The 19,787-nt window shown below is 70.3% G+C and carries 11 protein-coding genes; 6 read left to right on the top strand and 5 right to left on the bottom strand.

The annotated features are described in order from the left end of the window. Positions 1 to 60 precede the first annotated feature (60 nt). On the top strand, positions 61 to 2,688 hold the full coding sequence (glgP, locus tag AB0M26_RS05375; protein WP_365254826.1) for an alpha-glucan family phosphorylase: 2,628 nt from the start codon (positions 61 to 63) through the stop codon (positions 2,686 to 2,688). A gap of 157 nt (positions 2,689 to 2,845) precedes the next feature. Here glgP and AB0M26_RS05370 read toward each other — a convergent pair whose 3' ends face one another. From AB0M26_RS05370 to glgX, 5 genes are all read right to left on the bottom strand, one after another. Further along, a complete protein-coding gene (locus tag AB0M26_RS05370; RefSeq protein WP_365254823.1) occupies positions 2,846 to 4,486 on the bottom strand; it encodes a M4 family metallopeptidase in 1,641 nt (546 codons plus the stop codon). Positions 4,487 to 4,701: 215 nt separating this feature from the next. After that, the gene (locus AB0M26_RS05365) at positions 4,702 to 6,924 is read right to left on the bottom strand and encodes a M4 family metallopeptidase (RefSeq protein WP_365255250.1); all 2,223 of its coding nucleotides are present in this window, start codon (positions 6,922 to 6,924) and stop codon (positions 4,702 to 4,704) included. 401 nt (positions 6,925 to 7,325) lie between these two features. Continuing rightward, positions 7,326 to 9,230, bottom strand: a complete 1,905-nt coding sequence (locus AB0M26_RS05360) for an ABC transporter ATP-binding protein (RefSeq protein WP_365254820.1) — start codon at positions 9,228 to 9,230, stop codon at positions 7,326 to 7,328. After that, on the bottom strand, positions 9,227 to 11,308 hold the full coding sequence (locus tag AB0M26_RS05355) for an ABC transporter ATP-binding protein (RefSeq protein WP_365255247.1): 2,082 nt from the start codon (positions 11,306 to 11,308) through the stop codon (positions 9,227 to 9,229). Before AB0M26_RS05355 ends, AB0M26_RS05360 begins: the two co-directional genes overlap by 4 nt. Before the next feature lie 227 nt (positions 11,309 to 11,535). After that, complete coding sequence (glgX, locus tag AB0M26_RS05350; RefSeq protein WP_365255244.1) at positions 11,536 to 13,770, bottom strand: glycogen debranching protein GlgX; 2,235 nt, start codon at positions 13,768 to 13,770, stop codon at positions 11,536 to 11,538. 321 nt (positions 13,771 to 14,091) lie between these two features. Here glgX and AB0M26_RS05345 point away from each other — a divergent pair, with 321 nt between their 5' ends. The 5 genes from AB0M26_RS05345 to AB0M26_RS05325 all read left to right on the top strand — a co-directional run bounded on the left by AB0M26_RS05345 (position 14,092) and on the right by AB0M26_RS05325 (position 19,685). Next, positions 14,092 to 15,246, top strand: coding sequence for an Ig-like domain-containing protein (locus tag AB0M26_RS05345; protein ID WP_365254817.1), 1,155 nt, complete (start codon positions 14,092 to 14,094; stop codon positions 15,244 to 15,246). 258 nt (positions 15,247 to 15,504) lie between these two features. Then, entirely contained in the window at positions 15,505 to 16,737 is a 1,233-nt protein-coding gene (locus AB0M26_RS05340) for an Ig-like domain-containing protein (RefSeq protein ID WP_365254815.1), read from the top strand. A gap of 131 nt (positions 16,738 to 16,868) precedes the next feature. Next, positions 16,869 to 17,636 (top strand): enoyl-CoA hydratase-related protein, encoded by a 768-nt coding sequence (locus tag AB0M26_RS05335; protein WP_365254812.1) that lies wholly within the window; start codon positions 16,869 to 16,871, stop codon positions 17,634 to 17,636. 266 nt (positions 17,637 to 17,902) lie between these two features. Continuing rightward, positions 17,903 to 18,406, top strand: coding sequence for an ATP-binding protein (locus AB0M26_RS05330; protein WP_365254809.1), 504 nt, complete (start codon positions 17,903 to 17,905; stop codon positions 18,404 to 18,406). Between the two features lie 88 nt (positions 18,407 to 18,494). Then, a complete protein-coding gene (locus AB0M26_RS05325) occupies positions 18,495 to 19,685 on the top strand; it encodes a hypothetical protein (RefSeq protein ID WP_365254806.1) in 1,191 nt (396 codons plus the stop codon). Positions 19,686 to 19,787 lie beyond the last annotated feature (102 nt).

Below are 19,787 nucleotides of genomic sequence, written 5' to 3'. Positions count from 1 at the left end.
GGAAGCGCGACGGGGGTTGTGCCGTGGTTGCCTCCGGTTCCGCACGGCTACCGTCGAACCGTGAAGGCCATTCGTCGATTCAGCGTGCGTCCCGTCCTTCCGGAACCCCTACGACCGCTCAGCGAACTGGCGCGCAATCTGCGCTGGTCCTGGCATCCCGAGACCCGTGAGCTGTTCCAGGCCGTCGACCCGGAGGGCTGGGAGGCCGCCGACGGCGACCCCCTGCGGGTGCTCGGTTCCGTGTCCGCCCCGCGTCTGGCCGTCCTCGCCGGGGACCGCAGATTCCTGCGGCGCCTGGCGACCGTGGCCGACGACCTCGACGACTACCTCCGAAGCCCCCGCTGGTACCAGACCGCGGACCCCGACCTGCCTGCCGCCATCGCCTACTTCTCGCCCGAGTTCGGCATCACGGCGGCGCTTCCGCAGTACTCCGGCGGGCTGGGCATCCTCGCGGGCGACCACCTCAAGGCCGCGAGCGACCTCGGCGTCCCGCTCGTCGGCGTCGGACTGCTCTACCGGCACGGCTACTTCCGGCAGTCCCTCTCACGGGACGGCTGGCAGCAGGAGCAGTACCCCGTCCTCGACCCCAACGAGCTGCCGCTGTCCCTGCTGCGCGAACCCGACGGCAGGCCCGCCGAGATCAGGCTCGCCCTGCCAGGAGGCCGATCCCTGCGCGCGTACGTGTGGGAGGCCAGGGTCGGGCGCGTACCGCTGCTGCTCCTCGACTCGGACGTGGAGGAGAACGACCCGCGCGCCCGCGACGTCACCGACCGGCTCTACGGCGGCGGCAGTGAGCACCGGCTCCAGCAGGAGATGCTGCTCGGCATCGGCGGTGTCCGCGCGATCCGCGCATACTGCCGGATCACCGGCCACCCCGGCCCGGAGGTCTTCCACACCAACGAGGGCCACGCCGGATTCCTCGGTTTGGAGCGGATCCATGAACTCGGCGCGACCGGCCTGGACTTCGACGCGGCGCTCGAAGCCGTCCGCGCGGGCACGGTCTTCACCACCCACACCCCCGTCCCGGCGGGCATCGATCGCTTCGAGAAGGATCTCGTCGCCCGCCACTTCGGCGACGGCGGCGAGCTGCCCGGCGTCGACCCCGGCCGTATCCTCCAGCTCGGCCTCGAGACCTACGACGGCGGTGAGCCGGGACTGTTCAACATGGCCGTCATGGGCCTGCGCCTCGCCCAGCGCGCCAATGGCGTGAGCACCCTCCACGGCAGGGTCAGCCGGGAGATGTTCGCCGGGCTGTGGCCGGGGTTCGACCCCGAGGAGGTGCCCATCACCTCTGTGACCAACGGTGTGCACGCGCCCACCTGGGTGGCGCCAGAGGTCCTGCGGCTCGGCGCCCGCCGGGTCGGCGCGGTCCGTGCCGAGGACGCTCTCGCCGAAGGCGGCGCGCCGCGCTGGGACGCGGTGGCGTCCGTCCCGGCCGAACGGATCTGGGAGTTGCGCAGGTCGCTGCGCGAGCGCCTGGTGACGGAGGTGCGCGCCCGGCTGTACGCGTCCTGGCGACAGCGCGGCGCGGGAACCGCCGAACTCGGCTGGATCGAAGGCGTCCTCGACCCGGACGTCCTCACCATCGGCTTCGCCCGCCGGGTCCCCTCGTACAAGCGGCTCACCCTCATGCTGCGTGACCGCGAGCGACTGACCCGGCTGCTGCTCGACCCCGAGCGTCCGGTGCAGATCGTCGTCGCGGGCAAGGCGCATCCGGCGGACGACAGCGGTAAGCGGCTCGTCCAGGAACTGGTGAGGTTCACCGACGACCCGCGGGTGCGGCACCGCATCGTCTTCCTCCCCGACTACGGCATGGGGATGGCCCAGAAGCTCTACCCCGGGTGCGATGTGTGGCTGAACAATCCGCTGCGCCCCCTGGAGGCGTGCGGTACCTCGGGCATGAAGGCCGCGCTCAACGGGGGCCTCAACCTCTCGGTGCTGGACGGCTGGTGGGACGAATGGTGTGAACCGGACTTCGGCTGGGCCATTCCCACCGCCGACGGCGCGGCCACCGATGAGGAACGGCGGGACGAGCTCGAGGCCGCCGCCCTCTACAAGCTGCTGGAGGAGCGGATCGCCCCGCGCTTCTACGACCGCGGGCCCGGCGGACTGCCCGACCGCTGGATCGAGATGGTCCGGCAGACCCTCGTCCGCCTGGGCCCCAAGGTGCTGGCCGGGCGGATGGTCCGCGAGTACGTGGAGCGGCTGTACGCTCCGGCCGCGAGCGCCCACCGTGCGCTCGACGCCCCGGCCGCGAGCGAACTGGCGGAGTGGAAGCGGCGGGTGCGCTCGGCCTGGCCGGACGTGGCCGTCGACCATGTGGAGACGGGCACCGCGGCGGCGGTCGGCGGCAGCGCGGAACTGGGGTCGACACTCTCGCTGCGGGTGCGCGTCGCCCTGGCCTCACTGACCCCCGACGACGTCGAGGTGCAGCTCGTCGCGGGGCGGGTCGACGCGGAGGACCGGATCACGGACGGGACGGCCGTGCCGCTCAAAGCGGCAGGGGGAGCGGACACCGACGGCCGTCTGCTGTACGAGGGGCCGCTCGCGCTGAACCGTACGGGACCGTTCGGCTACACCGTACGGATCCTGCCGGCGCACCGGCTGCTCGCCGATGGCGCTGAGATGGGGCTGATCGCGGTGCCCTCACCGGTCACGGGCAACGGGGCCGGTGTGCTGATGCGCTGAACCGTGCCCGCGCCACCGTGGACAGCACTTCGGCCTTCTCCCCGCGATCCGGGAGAAGGCCGAAGCGTTCACAACACACAGCACTTTGCTTGGTGAGGGCGATGCCCGGGGGCGAGGAAGGGCGTCCCCGGGCATCGCCCGGCTCGGTGTCCGGCGCTTACTTCACGTTGACGCCGGTCCAGGCGGCCTCGACACCCTTGGTCTCGGCGCTGCCTTCGCCGTAGAGGTCGTTCGCGGCCTTCACGGTGGCCTCACGAGCACCCTTGTAGTCGGTGTTCGTGGTCATGTACGTGGTGAGGGCCTTGAACCAGATCTGCTCGGCCTTGTCACGGCCGATGCCCTTGACCTCCTTGCCGTCGGCGGTCGGCGAGTCGTACTTCACACCGTTGATCTCCTTCTTTCCGCTGCCCTCGGACAGCAGGTAGAAGAAGTGGTTGCCGACGCCCGAGGAGTAGTGGACGTCCTCGTTGCCGATGCCGTCCTCCCAGTTGTCCTTGGACCCGCCGTCCTTGCTCGGCTTGTCCATGTAACGCAGCGGAGTACCGTCGCCGTTGATGTCGATCTTCTCGCCGACGAGGTAGTCGCCCACGTCCTCCTTGTTCTCCGCGTTGAACTCCACGGCCGCGGCGAAGATGTCGGAGGTGGCCTCGTTGAGGCCGCCGGACTCGCCGCTGTACTCCAGGCCGGCGGTGGCCGAGGTGACACCGTGCGTCATCTCGTGCGCGGCGACGTCGATCGAGGTGAGCGGGTGCTTGTTGCCCTCACCGTCGCCGTAGGTCATGCAGAAGCAGGAGTCGTCCCAGAAGGCGTTGACGTAGTTCTCGCCGTAGTGGACGCGGGTCGTGGCACCCTTGCCGTCACCCTTGATGCCGTCCCGCTTGTGGACCTTCTTGTAGTAGTCCCAGGTGAGCTGGGCGCCGTAGTGGGCGTCGACGGCGGCGGTCTGCCGCTCGTCCGGCTTGCCGTTGCCCCACTTGTCGTCCTCGTCGGTGAAGAGCTTGCCCTCACCGTCTTCCTTGTTCTCGAGGTCGCTCGTGGTGTGGCCGCCGCGGTCGCCGTCCTTGAGCGTGAAGCCCGAGCCTTCCTTGCTGGTGGTCAGCTTGACCTTGCCGCTGTACTGGCTCTCGCCGTCACCGGTGTGGATGGCCTGGAACTCGTGCAGCTTCTTGCCGGTGTTGGCGTCGGTGATGACGTGCAGCTTGCTGGGCGTGCCGTCCTTCTGGAAGCCGCCGGTGACGGTCTCCCAGGCGAGGACCGGCTTGCCGTCCGCGGCCCAGATCACCTTGCGGGGCTCCGCGCCGCCCTTGGCCTTGGCGCCCTCCGCCGACTTGGCGATGGAGACCGCGCTCTTCTCGGCGGCGGCCGGGGAGACCTCGGCCTTGGTGGAGGCGACGGTGATCTTCGCCTTGGTGGCCTTGGTGACGCCCTTGGTCTCGCCGCTCTTGGCCTTGTGGACGATGAGGTCGCCGCCGAGGACGGGCATGCCGTCGTAGGTGCGCTCGTAGCGGGTGTGGACCGTGCCGTCCTTGTCCTTGACGACGTCGCGGACCACGAGCTTCTCCTTGGCGCCCAGCGCCAGGGACTTGGCGGTGGCGCCGGCCTCGGCCTCGGCGGCCTTCAGCATCTCGACGCGCTGTGAGCCGGAGAGCAGCGCGGCGGCTGCACCCGAACTCTCGCCCGCGGGGGCCGCGTCGGCACCGCCTGCGACACCGGCGGCGAGCAGTGCGCCGGAGGCGACGACGGCAGCGGCGATGGCCAGCTTTGAACGACGACCTATGTGGGGGGTTGCTGAACTCACACGAACTCCTATGAAGGTGGGGGGTTAGGAGGTGCTTGGTGGAGCTTGCTCGGAAGCCTGCCACTCCTTGCACGAACATGTCAGGATGCGTGCACGATGTTGGCCGATTTTCGTTCGTTACGCAATGCTCAATGTTCGGATTGCGAACGAAGGCACCCCGGACCAAAAGGCCCGGGGTGCCGCCGCGTTCAGGAGGAGCCGATTCCGACATGAGGTCAGAAGGTCAGCTTCCAGCCGTTGATGCGGCCGGTGTCGATGCTGTAGACGTCCCGGACGCGAAGCTTCCAGGTGCCGCCCGCAGCCTCCGACGAGGCGTTGACCGTGTACGTGGCCTTGACGTTGTCCGCCGAGTCGAAAGCGTTCGCGTTCTTCAGCCGGTAGGAGGTCCCGTCCGGAGCGACCAGGTCGATCACCAGGTCACCGCGGTAGGTGTGGATGATGTCCACGTCCACCTTCAGGCTGCTCGGAGCGTTTCCGCTTCGGCTGACATTGATCGGCGACGTGACCGCCGGGCCTGCGTCCGGGATGGCCACGTCGTCGGTGTTCTCGAAGACGCTTCCGCCGCCCGTCGGGTTCACTGTCCACGTGAACGAAGTTGTACCGGTCTTGTTTGCGGAGTCCTTGACCGTGACAGTTACGTTGCTGGAACCGGCAGTTGTCGGCGTTCCCGAGATCAGTCCGGTGGAGGAGTTGATCGAGAGCCCGGCGGGCAGACCGGTCGCCGAGTAGCTCAGCGCACCGGCGTTGGTGCTGGTCGCCTTGATCTGCAGGCTGGCGGGCTGCCCCACCGTGCTGGTCTGGTTGCCCGGGGCGGTGACGGTGACGCCGTCGTTGATCCGTGTGCCCACGTTCACCGCGGCCCAGGCGTTGGCCACCGCGCTGTACGAGGAGCTGCCCTGGCCGAAGAGGTCGGCCGCGGCCTGGAGCGTTGCCGTACGGGCGCCCGCGTAGTCGGTGTTGGAGCTCATGCGCTCGGTCAGGGCCTTGAACCACACCTTTTCGGCGTTGGCCCGGCCGATGCCGGTGACCGGCTGGTTGTCGTACGTCGGCGAGTCGTAGGACACGCCGTTGATGATCTTCTGGCCGCTGCCCTCGGACAGCAGGTAGAAGAAGTGATTGGCGACACCCGAGGAGTAGTGGACGTCCACGTTCCCGATACCGGAGTACCAGTTGTCCTTGGACGCGCCGTCCTTGCTCGGCTTGTCCATGTAACGCAGCGGGGTGCCGTCGCCGTTGATGTCGATCTTCTCGCCGACCAGGTAGTCGCCCACGTCCTTGGTGTTGTTGGCGTAGAACTCCGTGGTGGCGGCGAAGATGTCCGACGTCGCCTCGTTCAGGCCACCGGACTCACCGGCGTAGACGAGCTTGGCGGTCGCGGCCGTGACGCCGTGCGTCATCTCGTGCGCGGCGACGTCGATGGAGGTGAGCGGCTTGGCGTTGCCGGAACCGTCGCCGTACGTCATGCAGAAGCAGGAGTCCTGCCAGAACGCGTTGACGTAGTTGTTGCCGTAGTGGACGCGGGAGTACGCGCCGACGCCGTCGCCGCGGATGCCGCTGCGACCGTGCACGTTCTTGTAGTAGTCCCAGGTCAGCGCGGCACCGTAGTGGGCGTCCACACCAGCGGTGGCGGCGTCGCTGCTGGTGCCGTTGCCCCACACGTCGTCGGCGTCGGTGAAGAGCGTCCCGGTGCCGGAGCTTCCGTGGTTGAGGTTGTACGTCTTGTGGCTGCCGCGGGCGGTGTCGGTCATGGAGTAGCTGCCGCCGGACTGCGCGGTCCCGATGGTGACGTCTCCGCTGTACTGGCTCTTACCGGTGCCCTCCATCACGGCCTGGTACTCGTGCAGCGTCTTGCCGGTCACCGCGTCACTGATGACGTGCAGCTCATTCGGTGTGCCGTCGTGCTGCAGACCTCCGACGACGGTCTCCCAGGCGAGGACGGGCTTGCCGTCGGCGACCCAGACCACCTTGCGCGGTGCCCGGTCGGCCTCGGTGCGCCTCGAACCGTCGCTCTTCGCGGCGCGCAGGGCCTTGGCCTCGGCGGCCCCAGCACTGACCAGGGGCTTCGTCGACGGGACGGAGACCCTCGACTTCACGGCCTTGGTCACGCCCTCCACCGCGCCGGACTTCGTCCCGTGGACGATCAAGTCGCCGCCGAGTACGGGCAGTCCGGCGTAGGTGCGCTCGTAGCGGGTGTGGATGGTGCCGTCGGCGTTCTTGACGACGTCCCGGACGACGAGCTTCTCCTTGGCGCCGAGGCCAAGGGACTTGGCAGTCTCGGCCTTGGTGGCGTTGGCCTCGCGGATCAGCTCGGCGCGCTGCGCGGGCGGGAGCTTGGCGGGCAGGGCGCCGGGGTCGGGCCTCGCGGCGATGGTCTCGCCTGGGGCCTTCGTCCCGGGGCCGGCGCTCGCGGTGCCGGACTGGACGCCGACGGCGAGCATGGCGGTGACGGCGACCACGGCACTGGTGGCGACGGCACGTCTACGGGGGTTGCGGGGGGTGCGTCTCACGCGGACTCCTTCTGCTGTGGCCGCGCCGGATCGGGCGTCGGCCCAGGGGGACCGGACGGCATGGGTTGTGCCGCCGGGGCAGAACAAGCAGTTCGCAGAACAGGTGGAACCTGGGAGAACAGGCAGTACCTGTGGGGGGAGACGTACGGCCGTGCAGGCTCGGCCGGCGTGCAGCCGTGGCACCTGTGGGGGGTGCTGAGACGCCGGTCGAGGGAAGAGTCCCACCGGACCCCCCCTGATGTCAGGAGCGCGTCAATAAGTTGGCCGGAAAACGTCCGTCTGGTAGTGATCGGTGCCCGCTATGCGAACGCGCCCCAGCGCACCCCGGCGCGTCACACAAGGCTGTCCCGCCACGCCTGATGGAGAGAGGCGAAGTCGCCCCGTCCCGCGATGAGTTCGGCGGGAGAGCCGTCCTCGGTGATGCGTCCTCCGGACATTACGAGCACCCGGTCGGCGATCTCCACGGTCGACAGCCGGTGGGCGATGACCACCGCCGTACGGCCGTGCAGCACCGTGCGCATCGCACGCTGCACCGCCCGCTCGCCGGGGATGTCGAGCGAGGAGGTGGCCTCGTCCAGGATCAGCACACCCGGATCGGCCAGCAGCGCGCGGGCGAAGGCCACCAACTGGCGCTGCCCCGCGGAGATCCGGCCGCCGCGCTTGCGCACATCCGTGTCGTAGCCGTCCGGCAGCGCGGTGATGAAATCGTGGGCGCCGATCGCCTTCGCCGCCCGCTCGATCTCCCCACGGGACGCGTCGGGGCGCCCGATCGCGATGTTCTCGGCAACCGTGCCCGAGAAGAGGAACGCCTCCTGCGTCACCATGACGACACCGCGGCGCAGTCCGGGACCCGCCAGATCGCGCAGATCCACCCCGTCGAGCAGGATGCGGCCCGCGGTGGGGTCGTAGAAACGGGCCAGCAGCTTCGCCAGCGTCGACTTGCCCGCGCCGGTCGAGCCGACCACGGCGGTCGTCCCGCCGGCGGGGAGCGTCAGATCGAACCGCGCCAGCACCTCACCGCCGGTGCCGTACGCGAAACTCACGCCCTCGAAGACCACGTCACGCCCGGGGCTCTCGGCATCCCGCGAGGGCAGCGGCCGGGGCTCGGCCGGTTGGGGCACGGACGGGGTCTGAGCGAGCAGGCCCGCGATCTTCTCCAGCGACGCGGCCGCGGACTGGTAGGAGTTGAGGAACATCCCCAGCCGGTCGATCGGATCGTAGAGCCGCCGCAGATAGAGCGCGGCGGCGGCGAGCACGCCCAGGGCCAGCGCGCCGCCCGCCACACGGTAGGCGCCCCACATCACGATGGCGGCAAGGGCGACGTTCGCGACCAGGCGCGAGGAGACCACATAGCGGGCCATTTCCAGGATCGCGTCGCCGTTCACGCGCTCATGGCGGCGGTTGAGCCCGCGGAACTCCGTGTCGTTGCGGCGCTCACGCCGGAACGCCTGCACCGGCCGGATCCCGTTCATCGTCTCCGCGAACTTCACGATCACGGCGGCGATGGCGGTGGAGCGCTTGCGGTAGATGACCATCGACCGCCGCTGGAAGGAACGGACGAGGAGATACAGCGGCCAGAAGGACAGCACGGCCGCCGCTCCCAGACCCCGGTCGAGGTACAGCAGCAGCGCGGAGATGTAGACGACCGACAGGGCGACGCCCAGCAGCTCCTCCAGGCCCTCGTTGAGCAGTTCGCGCAACGACTCGACGTCCGTGGTGGCACGGGAGATCAGACGCCCCGAGGTGTAGCGCTCGTGGAAGTCCACGCTCAGGGCCTGGGCGTGACGGAAGATCCTGCCCCTCAGGTCCAGCAGCACGTCCTGGCTGACCCGGGCCGAGGCACGGATGAAGGCGTACTGCAGCACGCCGGAGGCGAGCGAGCACAGGAGGTACGCACCGCCGACGGTGGCCAGCGGGCCGTAGTCGTCCGTGCGGAGGGACGGCACCGCATGGTCGATCGCGAGGGCGACCAGCAGCGGGCCCGCCTGCATGGCGGCCTGCTGCAGCAGCAGGAGCACGGCCGCCCTCCAGACCCGGGCGCGGTGCGGACGCAGCAGGGACAGCAGCAGCCTGCGCGAGGCTCCCTTGGGAGCGGGAAGCACATCCCGGTCGAACATGTCGCCGGCAGGCGGCGCTTCGGGCCGGGCGGGTGTGACGCCTGGGGCCGAGGGCTCGGAGGCGGCGAGCGTCCCGTCCGGGCGGTCCGGAGCGGGCTGTCCTGACACCGTGGTCGTCATCGGGAGGCACCCCCGTGGGTGGTCGTCGGGTCCGGCGTGCGGGAGGTGCCGGGGCCGGGTGCGTGGGGCGGTGGATCTGGTGCGTACGGCGATGACGCGGCGGGATCGGATACGGGCTCCTGCCCGGAGTCCGCACCGGGCTCGCCCGACATCAGCAAGCGGTAATCCGCGCTGGTGCGCAGCAGTTCGTGGTGGGTGCCGACGGCGGCGATCCGGCCCTCCGACAGCAGCGCCACGCGGTCGGCGAGCAGGACCGTGGACGGCCGGTGCGCGACCACGAGGGCCGTGGTGGTCGCCAGCACCTGGCGCAGCGCCGCCTCCACCAGCGCCTCGGTGTGCACGTCCAGCGCGGAGAGCGGGTCGTCGAGGACGAGGAAGCGCGGGGCGCCGACCACCGCGCGGGCCAGCGCGAGCCGTTGGCGCTGTCCGCCGGAAAGGCTCAGACCCTGCTCGCCGACCTGCGTGTCGGCGCCCTGCGGCAGATCGTGGACGAACTCCGCCTGGCTCACCTCCAGGGCCCGCAGCAGCGCGGCCCGGTCGGCGCCTTCCGCGCCCATCGACACGTTCTCGCCCGCGGTCGCGGAGAAGAGCGTCGGCTCCTCGAAGGCGACCGCGACGAGTTCGCGCAGGCGGGCGCGCGGCATGGCCGCGACATCCGTGCCGTCGAGGGTGATACGGCCGCCGGTCCGTTCGTGGAGGCGGGGGACGAGCGCGGTGAGTGTGGTCTTGCCCGAGCCGGTGGCGCCGACGAGGGCCATGGTCTCTCCGGGCCGGATGTGCAAGTCCACGCCGCGCAGCGTCGCCGGGGCGTCGGCGGGCGCGTCCGGGTAGCGGAACTCGACCTGTTCGAACCGGAGTCCGCCCGAGCCGGGGCCCGAGGGGACCTCCCCGACGGCGGCGCTCGTACGGACCGTCTCCCGCACGTCCGTCACCGGTGCGTCCCTCTGCGGGCCGTCCGTTTCCGGGGCGTCCGCCTCGCACGAGTCCGTCTGCCGGACGTGCGTCACCGGTGCGTCCGTCACCCGTGCGTCCGTCTGCGGGCCGTCCGTCCGCGGGCACTCCGCTACCGGGCCGTCCGTCACCGGGCCCTTGGTTTCCGGGACGTGCGTCACCGGGGTGTCCGTCTGCGGCGGGGCGTCCATCACCTCGAAGTAGCGCTCCGTGGCCGTGGCGGACTCCTGGCTCATTGCGAGCAGGAAGCCGATCGACTCCACCGGCCAGCGAAGCGCCAACGCCGTCGACAGAAACGCCACCAGCGTCCCCGCGGAGAGTCCCCCGTCGGCGACCTTCACCGTGCCGAGCACCAGCGCCGCCCCGATGGCGATCTCCGGGAGCGTGAGGATGACGGCCCAGATCGCGGCCAGCAGCCGGGCCTTGTGCAGCTCCGTCCCGCGGACCCGGTCCGACAGGGCCCGATAGGCGCGCGCCTGACTGCGATGGCGGCCGAAGCCCTTGATGATGCGGATGCCGAGGACGGACTCCTCCACCACGGTCGTCAGATCGCCGAGCTGGTCCTGCGCCCGGCGCGCGGCGACCGAGTAGCGCGCCTCGAACCACGAGCACAGGACCATCAGCGGGACGACGGGTGCCAGCAGCACCAGCCCAAGGGTCCACTCCTGGCCGAGCAGAACCGCGAACCCGACCAGGATCGTGGTCGAGTTGACGAGGAGAAACGTCATCGGGAAGGCCAGGAACATCCGCAGGAGCTGCAGGTCCGTGGTCGCACGCGAGAGAAGCTGACCCGACGGCCACCGGTCGTGGAAGGAGACCGGAAGCCGCTGCAGATGGCGGAAGAGATCCGCGCGCATCGCCGCCTCGACCCCCGCGAGGGGCCGGGCCACGAGCCACCGCCGCAGCCCGAACAGTCCCGCCTCCGCGATGCCGAGCAGCAGCAGATACCCGCCCCCGAGCCAGACGCCGCCCGGGTCGCGCACGGCGACGGGCCCGTCCACGAGCCACTTGAGCACCAGGGGGATGACCAGACCGAGGCACGAGGCGACGATCGCCACGAACGCCGCGGTGAAGAGCCGCACCCGCACCGGCCGCACATACGGCCACAACCGCAGCAAGGAGCGCACGGTGGAGCGCCGGGCTGCGGGCTCGGAACGTCCGGGCGGTGCGGACGCTGCGGAAGGGACGGGCTGATCGGCGGGGTCGGACGGCGCGGACTCTCGGCTCTCGGGCATCAGGAGCGAGACTACGGTTCACCACTGACAGCGCTCATCCGGATTTTTCGCGTGTGGGGCCGTCACCGGACACATACGGCCACCCCCGCGTCGCTGCCGCCGACCCTCCCCGCCGCTCCTCACGGCGAGTCCGGCACCGGCGCCTCCCCGGTGACCCGCAGCAGCAGCAACGACCGCTCCGGCAGCGGCAGTTCGCTTCCCGCCGCGTGGCGCGTCCCCGGCGGTTCGGACTGTTCCTCCCGCGACGTGTCCACCAGCAGCTCGTACTCCGCCGCCCATGGCGGGCCCGGCAGAGTGAAGCGGCCCGCTTCGGGATCCGCGTGGAGCACCACGAGGAAACTCTCGTCCACGACCGGCTCCCCGCGCTCGTCGCGCTGCGGGATGTCACGGCCCGAGAGATACATCCCCACGGTGGCCGTCGGCGCGTACCAGTCGGCCTCCGTCATCTCCTCGCCCCGCGCCGTGAACCACGCCAGGTCCCGCAGCCCGTCGGGCCGTTGCGGTCGCCCGGAGAAGAAGGCGCGGCGTCGCAACACCGGGTGGCGGTGGCGCAGTGCGGTCAGCCGGGAGACGAGATCGGTCAGCGGACGCCAGGCGGGGTCGTCGCGCAGCGACCAGTCGACCCAGCCGGTCTCGTTGTCCTGGCAGTACGCGTTGTTGTTGCCGCCTTGGGTGCGGCCCATCTCGTCCCCCGCGACGAGCATCGGCACCCCGGTCGACAGCAGCAGCGTGGTGAGGAGGTTGCGGAGTTGGCGGCGCCGCAGGGCGCGTACGGCCGGATCGTCCATCTCGCCCTCCGCGCCGCAGTTCCAGGACCGGTTGTCATGGGTGCCGTCGCGGTTGCCCTCGCCGTTGGCCTCGTTGTGCTTGTGGTCGTAGCTGACCAGGTCGCGCAGGGTGAATCCGTCGTGCGCGGTGACGAAGTTGACGGAGGCGTACGGTCGGCGCCCGCCCCACGCGTACAGGTCGCTGGAGCCGGACAGCCGGTAGCCCAGATCCCGTATGTCCGGCAGCGCGCCACGCCAGAAGTCCCGTACGGCGTCCCGGTAGCGGTCGTTCCACTCCGTCCACAGCGGGGGGAAGGCGCCGACCTGGTAGCCGCCCGCGCCGACGTCCCACGGCTCGGCGATCAGCTTCACCCGGCGCAGTACCGGGTCCTGGGCGATGACCGCCAGAAAGGGGGAGAGCATGTCGACGTCGTGCAGGGAACGGGCCAGCGCCGCGGCCAGGTCGAAGCGGAAGCCGTCGACGCCCATCTCCGTGACCCAGTAGCGCAGCGAGTCGGTGATCAGCCGGAGGACGCCCGGTTGGACGACGTGCAGTGTGTTGCCGCAGCCGGTGTAGTCGGCGTACCGGCGGGGGTCGTCCTGGAGGCGGTAGTAGCCGCGGTTGTCGATGCCGCGCAGGGAGAGCATGGGTCCGAGTTCACCCGCCTCGGCGGTGTGGTTGTAGACCACGTCGAGGATCACCTCGATCCCGGCGTCGTGCAGCGCCCGCACCATCCGCCGGAATTCGCCGACCTGCTCGCCCCGCGTGCCGGAGGCGGCGTACGCGGCGTGCGGGGCGAAGTAGCCGATGGAGTTGTAGCCCCAGTAGTTCTTCAGCCCCCTGCGCAGCAGATGGTCCTCGTGCGCGAACTGGTGGACCGGCAGCAGTTCAACGGCCGTGACCCCGAGCCGGGTGAGGTGCTCGATCGCGGCGGGATGGGCCAGACCCGCGTACGTGCCGCGCAGCTCGGGCGGGATGCCGGGGTGGCGCATGGTGAAGCCTCGGACGTGCAGTTCGTAGATGACGGACTCGGCCCACGGCGTCTTGGGCCGCCGATCGTCCGCCCACTCGTCGCCGGGAACGTCGTCGTGCACGACCACGCCCTTGGGCACGTAGGGCGCCGAGTCGCGGTCGTCACGCACGGTGTCCGCGACGTGCTGCTCCGGCCAGTCCCGTACGTGCCCGTACACCTCGGCCGGGAGGGTGAACTCCCCGTCGACGGCACGGGCGTACGGATCGAGCAGCAGCTTGGCCGGATTCCAGCGGGCCCCGGCCCAGGGGTCCCACCGGCCGTGGACCCGGAAGCCGTACCGGGTGCCGGGAAGCACGCCCGGGACGAAGCCGTGCCAGATCTCGTGCGTCAACTCGCCGAGCGACCAGCGGGTCTCGGTGCCGTCCTCGTCGAAGAGGCAGACGTCGACGGCCTCGGCCCCGCCCGCCCACAGCGCGAAGTTGGTGCCGGGGACCCCGTTGGCCCCGACCCGGAACCGCGCCCCGAGCGGCTGCGGGCTGCCCGGCCGTGCGGGGAGCACGGGGGCCGTGGTCCGCCTCTCTTCCTCGCTCCCTGGGCGCCCGGGAACCGTCATGGGTCCGGGAGCCGTACCGGCTCCCGCACCGGGCCCCGGCGGACCGCTGCGGTGCCCGTTCGGCTCCGCGGCGGTGGTGGCCCGCTCCCGCAGGTGCTCCTGCTCGGGTGCGCTCGACACGTGGCAGCCTCCTGCGGCTCGCGGCAGCTCGAGCGGTGGCCCGCGGCGTCCCTTCCGCGGGCCCCGACCTCTGGTTGTTCCCATTCCTGCCCGTTCGAGACCCGACCCTCACGTTTCCCTCACCGGGGGAAGATCGTTGGGATCCGCGTGAGGCTGGATGCGAGGCGCGCGTGGCGCGCACGGGCGTGGTACGCGGTCGCCGTGACGGTTGCGGCCCTGGCGGGGTGCGGGGTCCCGGAGATCGGGCTGCCCGGACCGCCGCTGCCACCCGAACAGGTCATCCAGGTCGCCCCCCTGCACGGCGCCAGGGAAGTCCGGGCGTCGGCGCCCGTCGTGGTGTCCGTGGCCGACGGGCGTCTGGAACGGGTCCGGGTCGTACGGGCCGGGGACGTGCGGCGGCGACCACTGGCCGGACGGATGAGCGCCGACGGTCTGCGCTGGCGTCCTGTCGACGACGCCGTGCTCGAAGTGGCCAGCAAATACCGGGTGGATGCGGTGGCGATCGACCGGCACGGCCGTCGTATCGCGCGCCACACCTCGTTCACCACCGTCGTGCCGGAGCACCGCTTCATCGGCTTCTTCCGGCCCGAGCACGGGGCGGTCGTCGGCGCGGGCATGATCGTGTCCTTCGACTTCGACCGCGCCATCGCCGATCGCGCCGCCGTCGAGCGTGCCATCCGGGTCACCGCGCGTCCCCCGGTGAAGGTCGTCGGCCACTGGTTCGGCGACCGGCGGGTTGACTTCCGGCCGCGGACGTACTGGAAGCCTGGCACGGAGGTCGTGGTCCGGATCCGGCTGCGCGGGGTCAAGGCGGCCCCGGGGGCTTACGGGATCCAGCACCGGACGGTCCGGTTCACCGTCGCCCGCCGCCAGGTGAGCATCGTCGACGCCGCCGCGTACACGATGACCGTCTACCGCGACCACCGGGTGCTGGCCACGCTGCCGGTCACCGCGGGCGCCCCCCACACGCCCACGTACAACGGGAAGATGGTGGTGATGGCGCGGCACGAGGTGACCCGCATGGACGGCGCCACGGTGGGTTTCGGCGCCGAGTACGACATCCCGGACGTGCCGCACGCGCTGCGGCTGACCACCTCCGGCACGTTTCTGCACGGCAACTACTGGGCGCCGCGGAGGACGTTCGGCTCGGTCAACACCAGCCACGGCTGCATCGGGCTGTACGACGCCCAGGGGGGTGGGGTGCCCACACCCGCGCGCTGGTTCTTCGACAACTCCCTGGTCGGGGACGTCGTACAGGTGGTGAACAGCACGGACCGCACGGTGGCACCGCACAACGGCCTCGGCGGCTGGAACCTCTCCTGGGCTCAGTGGCAGGCGGGTTCGGCCCTGCGCTGATCCGCCCGCGGCGACTCCGCTCCCCCTGCAGGTCGGGCTGCGGCCCGCCCGCTTCCCCATCCGCTCCGGCGCCCTGCCCCGCGCACCGGATTGCTCAGGCACTCGCCCATACCCGGTACTTGGGACTGATCCGTGACATTCACGGGGATCTCTCTGTGAAAGCTGTGTGGTTATCTAACGACGTGCGCGCTGGTCGTTGCGCGCCGGGGGATAACGGCTCGGGCCGTGCCAGCAGCCCGCGCGAGGGGAGAAACAACTGTGAACGTGCAGCCGATATCGGGGGCGCCGTCGGGACGGCGGAGTCGGCGCAGGGCAGGCACCCTGCTCGCCGCGATGACCGGAGCCATGTTGCTCGCGGTCACCGCGTGCGGCGGTGACGGGTCCGATGCGGGGGACGACGGCGACGGGGTCGACACCAAGGCTTCGCAGGCCGTTGTCAAGATCACCCCGAAGGACGGCGCCGACGACGTCATGACCAACGGCGGCCTCAAGGTCACGGCGGACAAGGGCAGGTTGACCTCCGTCAAGGTCAAGGACTCCAAGGGCAACAGGGTCACGGGGAAGATCACCGGTGACGGGTCCCGCTGGGAGCCGACCGGTCACCTCGGATCGGGCACCGAGTACACGGTGGACGCGGTCGCGAAGGACTCCGAGGGCAGGGAATCCGCGAAGCACGCGAGCTTCACCACGTTCGTGCCCGAGAACACCTTCATCGGCTACTTCACTCCGGAGAACGGCCAGACGGTCGGCGCGGGCATGCCGGTCTCCATCCGCTTCAGCCGGGGCATCACCGACCCCGAGGCCGTCAAGCGGGCGATCGAGGTCAAGGCCGAGCCGTCCGTGCCGATCGAGGGGCACTGGTTCGGCAACGACCGGCTGGACTTCCGCCCGGAGAATTACTGGACCAAGGGCACCAAGGTGAGCCTGAAGCTGAACCTCGACGGCGTCGAGGGCCGTCCTGGCGTCTACGGCAAGCAGGCCAAGACCGTGGAGTTCACCATCGGCCGCTCCCAGGTGAGCACCGTCGACGCCAAGTCGAAGAAGATGACCGTGAAGCGCGACGGCAAGGTGATCAAAACGATCCCGATCACGGCCGGCGCACCCGCCAACCCGACCTATAACGGTCAGATGGTGATCAGCGAGAAGCACAAGGTGACCCGGATGAACGGCGACACCGTGGGCTTCGGCGGTGAGTACGACATCAAGGACGTTCCGCACGCGATGCGGCTGAGCACCTCCGGCACCTTCATCCACGGCAACTACTGGGCCGGCGGGCCCACGTTCGGCAGCGCCAACGTCAGCCACGGCTGTGTCGGTCTGCAGGACGTGCGCGGTGCCGGCGACAAGTCCACCCCGGCCGCCTGGTTCTACGACAACTCGATCATCGGCGACGTCGTGATCGTGAAGAACTCCAAGGACAAGCAGATCCAGCCGGACAACGGTCTCAACGGCTGGAACATGGACTGGGACGAGTGGAAGGCGCCGCAGTAGAGCTTGCGGCGGAGTCCCCCAAGCCCCGGCGGAGTCGGTGAAGCCGCCGCGGCGGCGCGCGGTCCGGTGCCTCGTGGCGGCCCGGCCGGGGGGTGGTGGCCCCCCGGCCGGCGAAAGCTAACCTTCCCCTCATGACTGCGCATCTTGAGGTCTCCGAAGGAGTCGGCACCATCCGGCTCGACCGCCCGCCGATGAACGCCCTCGACATCGCCACCCAGGACCGCCTGCGCGAACTCGCCGAGGAGGCGACGCGCCGGGACGACGTACGCGCCGTGATCCTGTGGGGCGGCGAGAAGGTGTTCGCGGCGGGCGCGGACATCAAGGAGATGCAGGACATGGACCACGCCGCCATGGTGGCCAGGTCCCGCGCCCTGCAGGACTCCTTCACCGCCGTCGCCCGCATCCCCAAGCCGGTCGTCGCGGCGGTCACCGGCTACGCGCTGGGCGGCGGGTGCGAGCTGGCGCTGTGCGCCGACATCCGTATCGCGGCCGACAACGCCAAGTTGGGCCAGCCCGAGATCCTGCTCGGCCTGATCCCGGGCGCGGGCGGCACGCAGCGTCTGCCGCGCCTGGTCGGCCCGTCGAAGGCCAAGGATCTGATCTTCACGGGGCGGCAGGTGAAGGCCGACGAGGCGCTCGCCATCGGCCTGGTGGACAAGATCGTGCCCGCGGCCGAGGTGTACGAGGAGGCCCGCATGTGGGCCGGCCGCCTCGCGCAGGGCCCCGCCATGGCGCTCCGGGCCGCAAAGGAGTCCGTCGACACCGGTCTGGAGGCCGACATCGATACGGGGCTCGCCATCGAACGGAACTGGTTCGCCGGTCTTTTCGCCACCGAGGACCGGCAGACGGGGATGCGCAGCTTCGTCGAAGAGGGCCCGGGCAAGGCCAAGTTCCGCTGACCGTCGTGGAGTTGAGGGCCGGACGGAGGGATTCGTCCCGGCCCCTTGCGGGGGAATCCCGGAAAAAAATCGAGCGCCCGGGATCGGGTCCTCGTCAACGCTCGGCGACCACCCGCATGCGGAACGTCATTGCAGGTCAGGCCGGATGAATGCGGGTCGCACTGCCGTCGGCATATGACGATGGCCGGTGCGGAATGCGATATTCCGCCAAATGCAATTGCACGGTTCCCGCTACGAGCGGTCCGACGGCCCGTCATGATGGGGTCATGGCGGGCCTGGAGGAGATGGAGCAGCCGCGGCCGCGCAGCGGTGCTGCCGCCGCGCGTTGGGTGCCGTCCGTCGAGGACGATCAGGCGCTCAAGGCGGTCGACCTGTTCGGCAATCCGGCGGTCGAGGAGGTGCGGCTGCCCTCGCGCCCGGAATCCGCGGCCACGGCCCGCCGGTTGGCGCAGACGGTCGTGCTGCGTCAGTGGGGCCTCTCCGTCCAGTTGGCCGAGCACGCGATTCTTCTCGTCTCCGAACTCGTGGGCAACGCCGTGCGCCACACCGGAGCCCGCACCTTCGGCCTGCGCATGCTGCGCCGCCGCGGATGGATCCGCATCGAGGTGCGGGACCCCTCGCGCGGCCTCCCGTGTCTGATGCCGGTGCACGAACTCGACACCAGCGGTCGCGGCCTGTTCCTCGTGGACAAGCTCTCCGACCGCTGGGGCGTCGATCTCTTACCCTGCGGCAAGACCACCTGGTTCGAAATGCGCGTCACCGATCGCTAGTGCCGCGACTGGGCCTGCCGAGACACGTTGGGCCGTCCAAATGGGTCAATAACGGGCTTATCGCCTTCTTGGGCCTTTCAATGGCCGCGTGAGATCCACCGCCACCCGCGCCGCCGCCCCCTTCGCCGCCGCCGCCCTCCTCGCCGTGCTCCCCGGATGTGCGTCCTCCCCCGAGGACCGCGGCCGTGCCGTCCGCAGTCACGGCGCCCCCTCGAAGCCGACCGGCAGCTCCCCGAGTGCCGCCCCCGCGGGCCTCCCCGGGATGCCGCCGGTGCTCGACACCCGGGACATCTACGCCGCCGACCGCCCGAACCGGCTGTCCCCGGTCGTCAAGGACTTCCCCTCCCGGGTCTACGTGCCCAACACCACGTCCAACACGGTCACCGTCATCGACCCGAAGAAGTACGAGGTCATCAAGACCATCAAGGTCGGCATCCAACCGCAGCACGTGGTCCCGTCGTGGGATCTCAAGACGCTCTGGGTCAACAACAACCGGGGCCACACGCTCACGCCCATCAACCCCCGCACGGGCAAGGCGGGCGAGCCGGTCGATGTACACGACCCGTACAACCTCTACTTCACGCCCAACGGCAAGTACGCGGTCGTCATGGCCTCACTGGACCGCGAACTGGTCTTCCGCGACCCCCACACGATGGAGGTGAAGAAGACCGTCCCCGTCTCCTGCTACGGGGTCAACCACGCCGACTTCTCGCCCGACGGCCGGTACTTCATCGTCTCCTGCGAGTTCTCCGGGGAACTCCTCAAGGTCGACACCGAGAGGATGAAGGTCATCGGTCAGCAGAAGCTGCCGTTCCGGGGTGCCATGCCGCAGGACGTGAAGATCTCGCCGGACGGCCGGACGTGGTACGTCGCCGACATGATGGCCCACGGCGTCTGGGTCCTGAACGGCGACAGGTTCACCAAGCCGAAGCTGATGCGCACCGGCCGGGGAGCCCATGGCCTCTACGTCAGCCGCGACTCCAAGTCGATGTACATCTCCAACCGCGGCGAGGGCACGATCTCGGTCTTCGACTTCCCGAACCGCAAGCTGAAGAAGAAGTGGCGGCTCCCCGACGGCGGCAGCCCCGACATGGGTGGTGTGTCGGCCGACGGCAAGGTGCTGTGGCTCTCCGGCCGTTACGACGACGAGGTCTACGCGATCGACACCCGCACGGGGAAGCAGCTCGCCCGCATCGAGGTCGGCGGCGGCCCGCACGGACTCGCCGTCTACCCGCAGCCGGGGCGCTACTCGCTCGGCCACACCGGCGTCTTCCGCTGACGGCGGCAGCGCTGCTGACCGGCGCCGTACGGTCGCGCGCTCCCCGGTCGGGGGCCGTACGGCCAGGTCCCCTTGGGGCCGGGGACCTCCTGGGCAGGGGTC

The sequence above is a fragment of the Streptomyces sp. NPDC051776 genome, assembly GCF_040681345.1.
Classification (GTDB): Bacteria; Actinomycetota; Actinomycetes; order Streptomycetales; family Streptomycetaceae; genus Streptomyces.
This window is presented reverse-complemented; position numbering and strand designations above follow the sequence as displayed.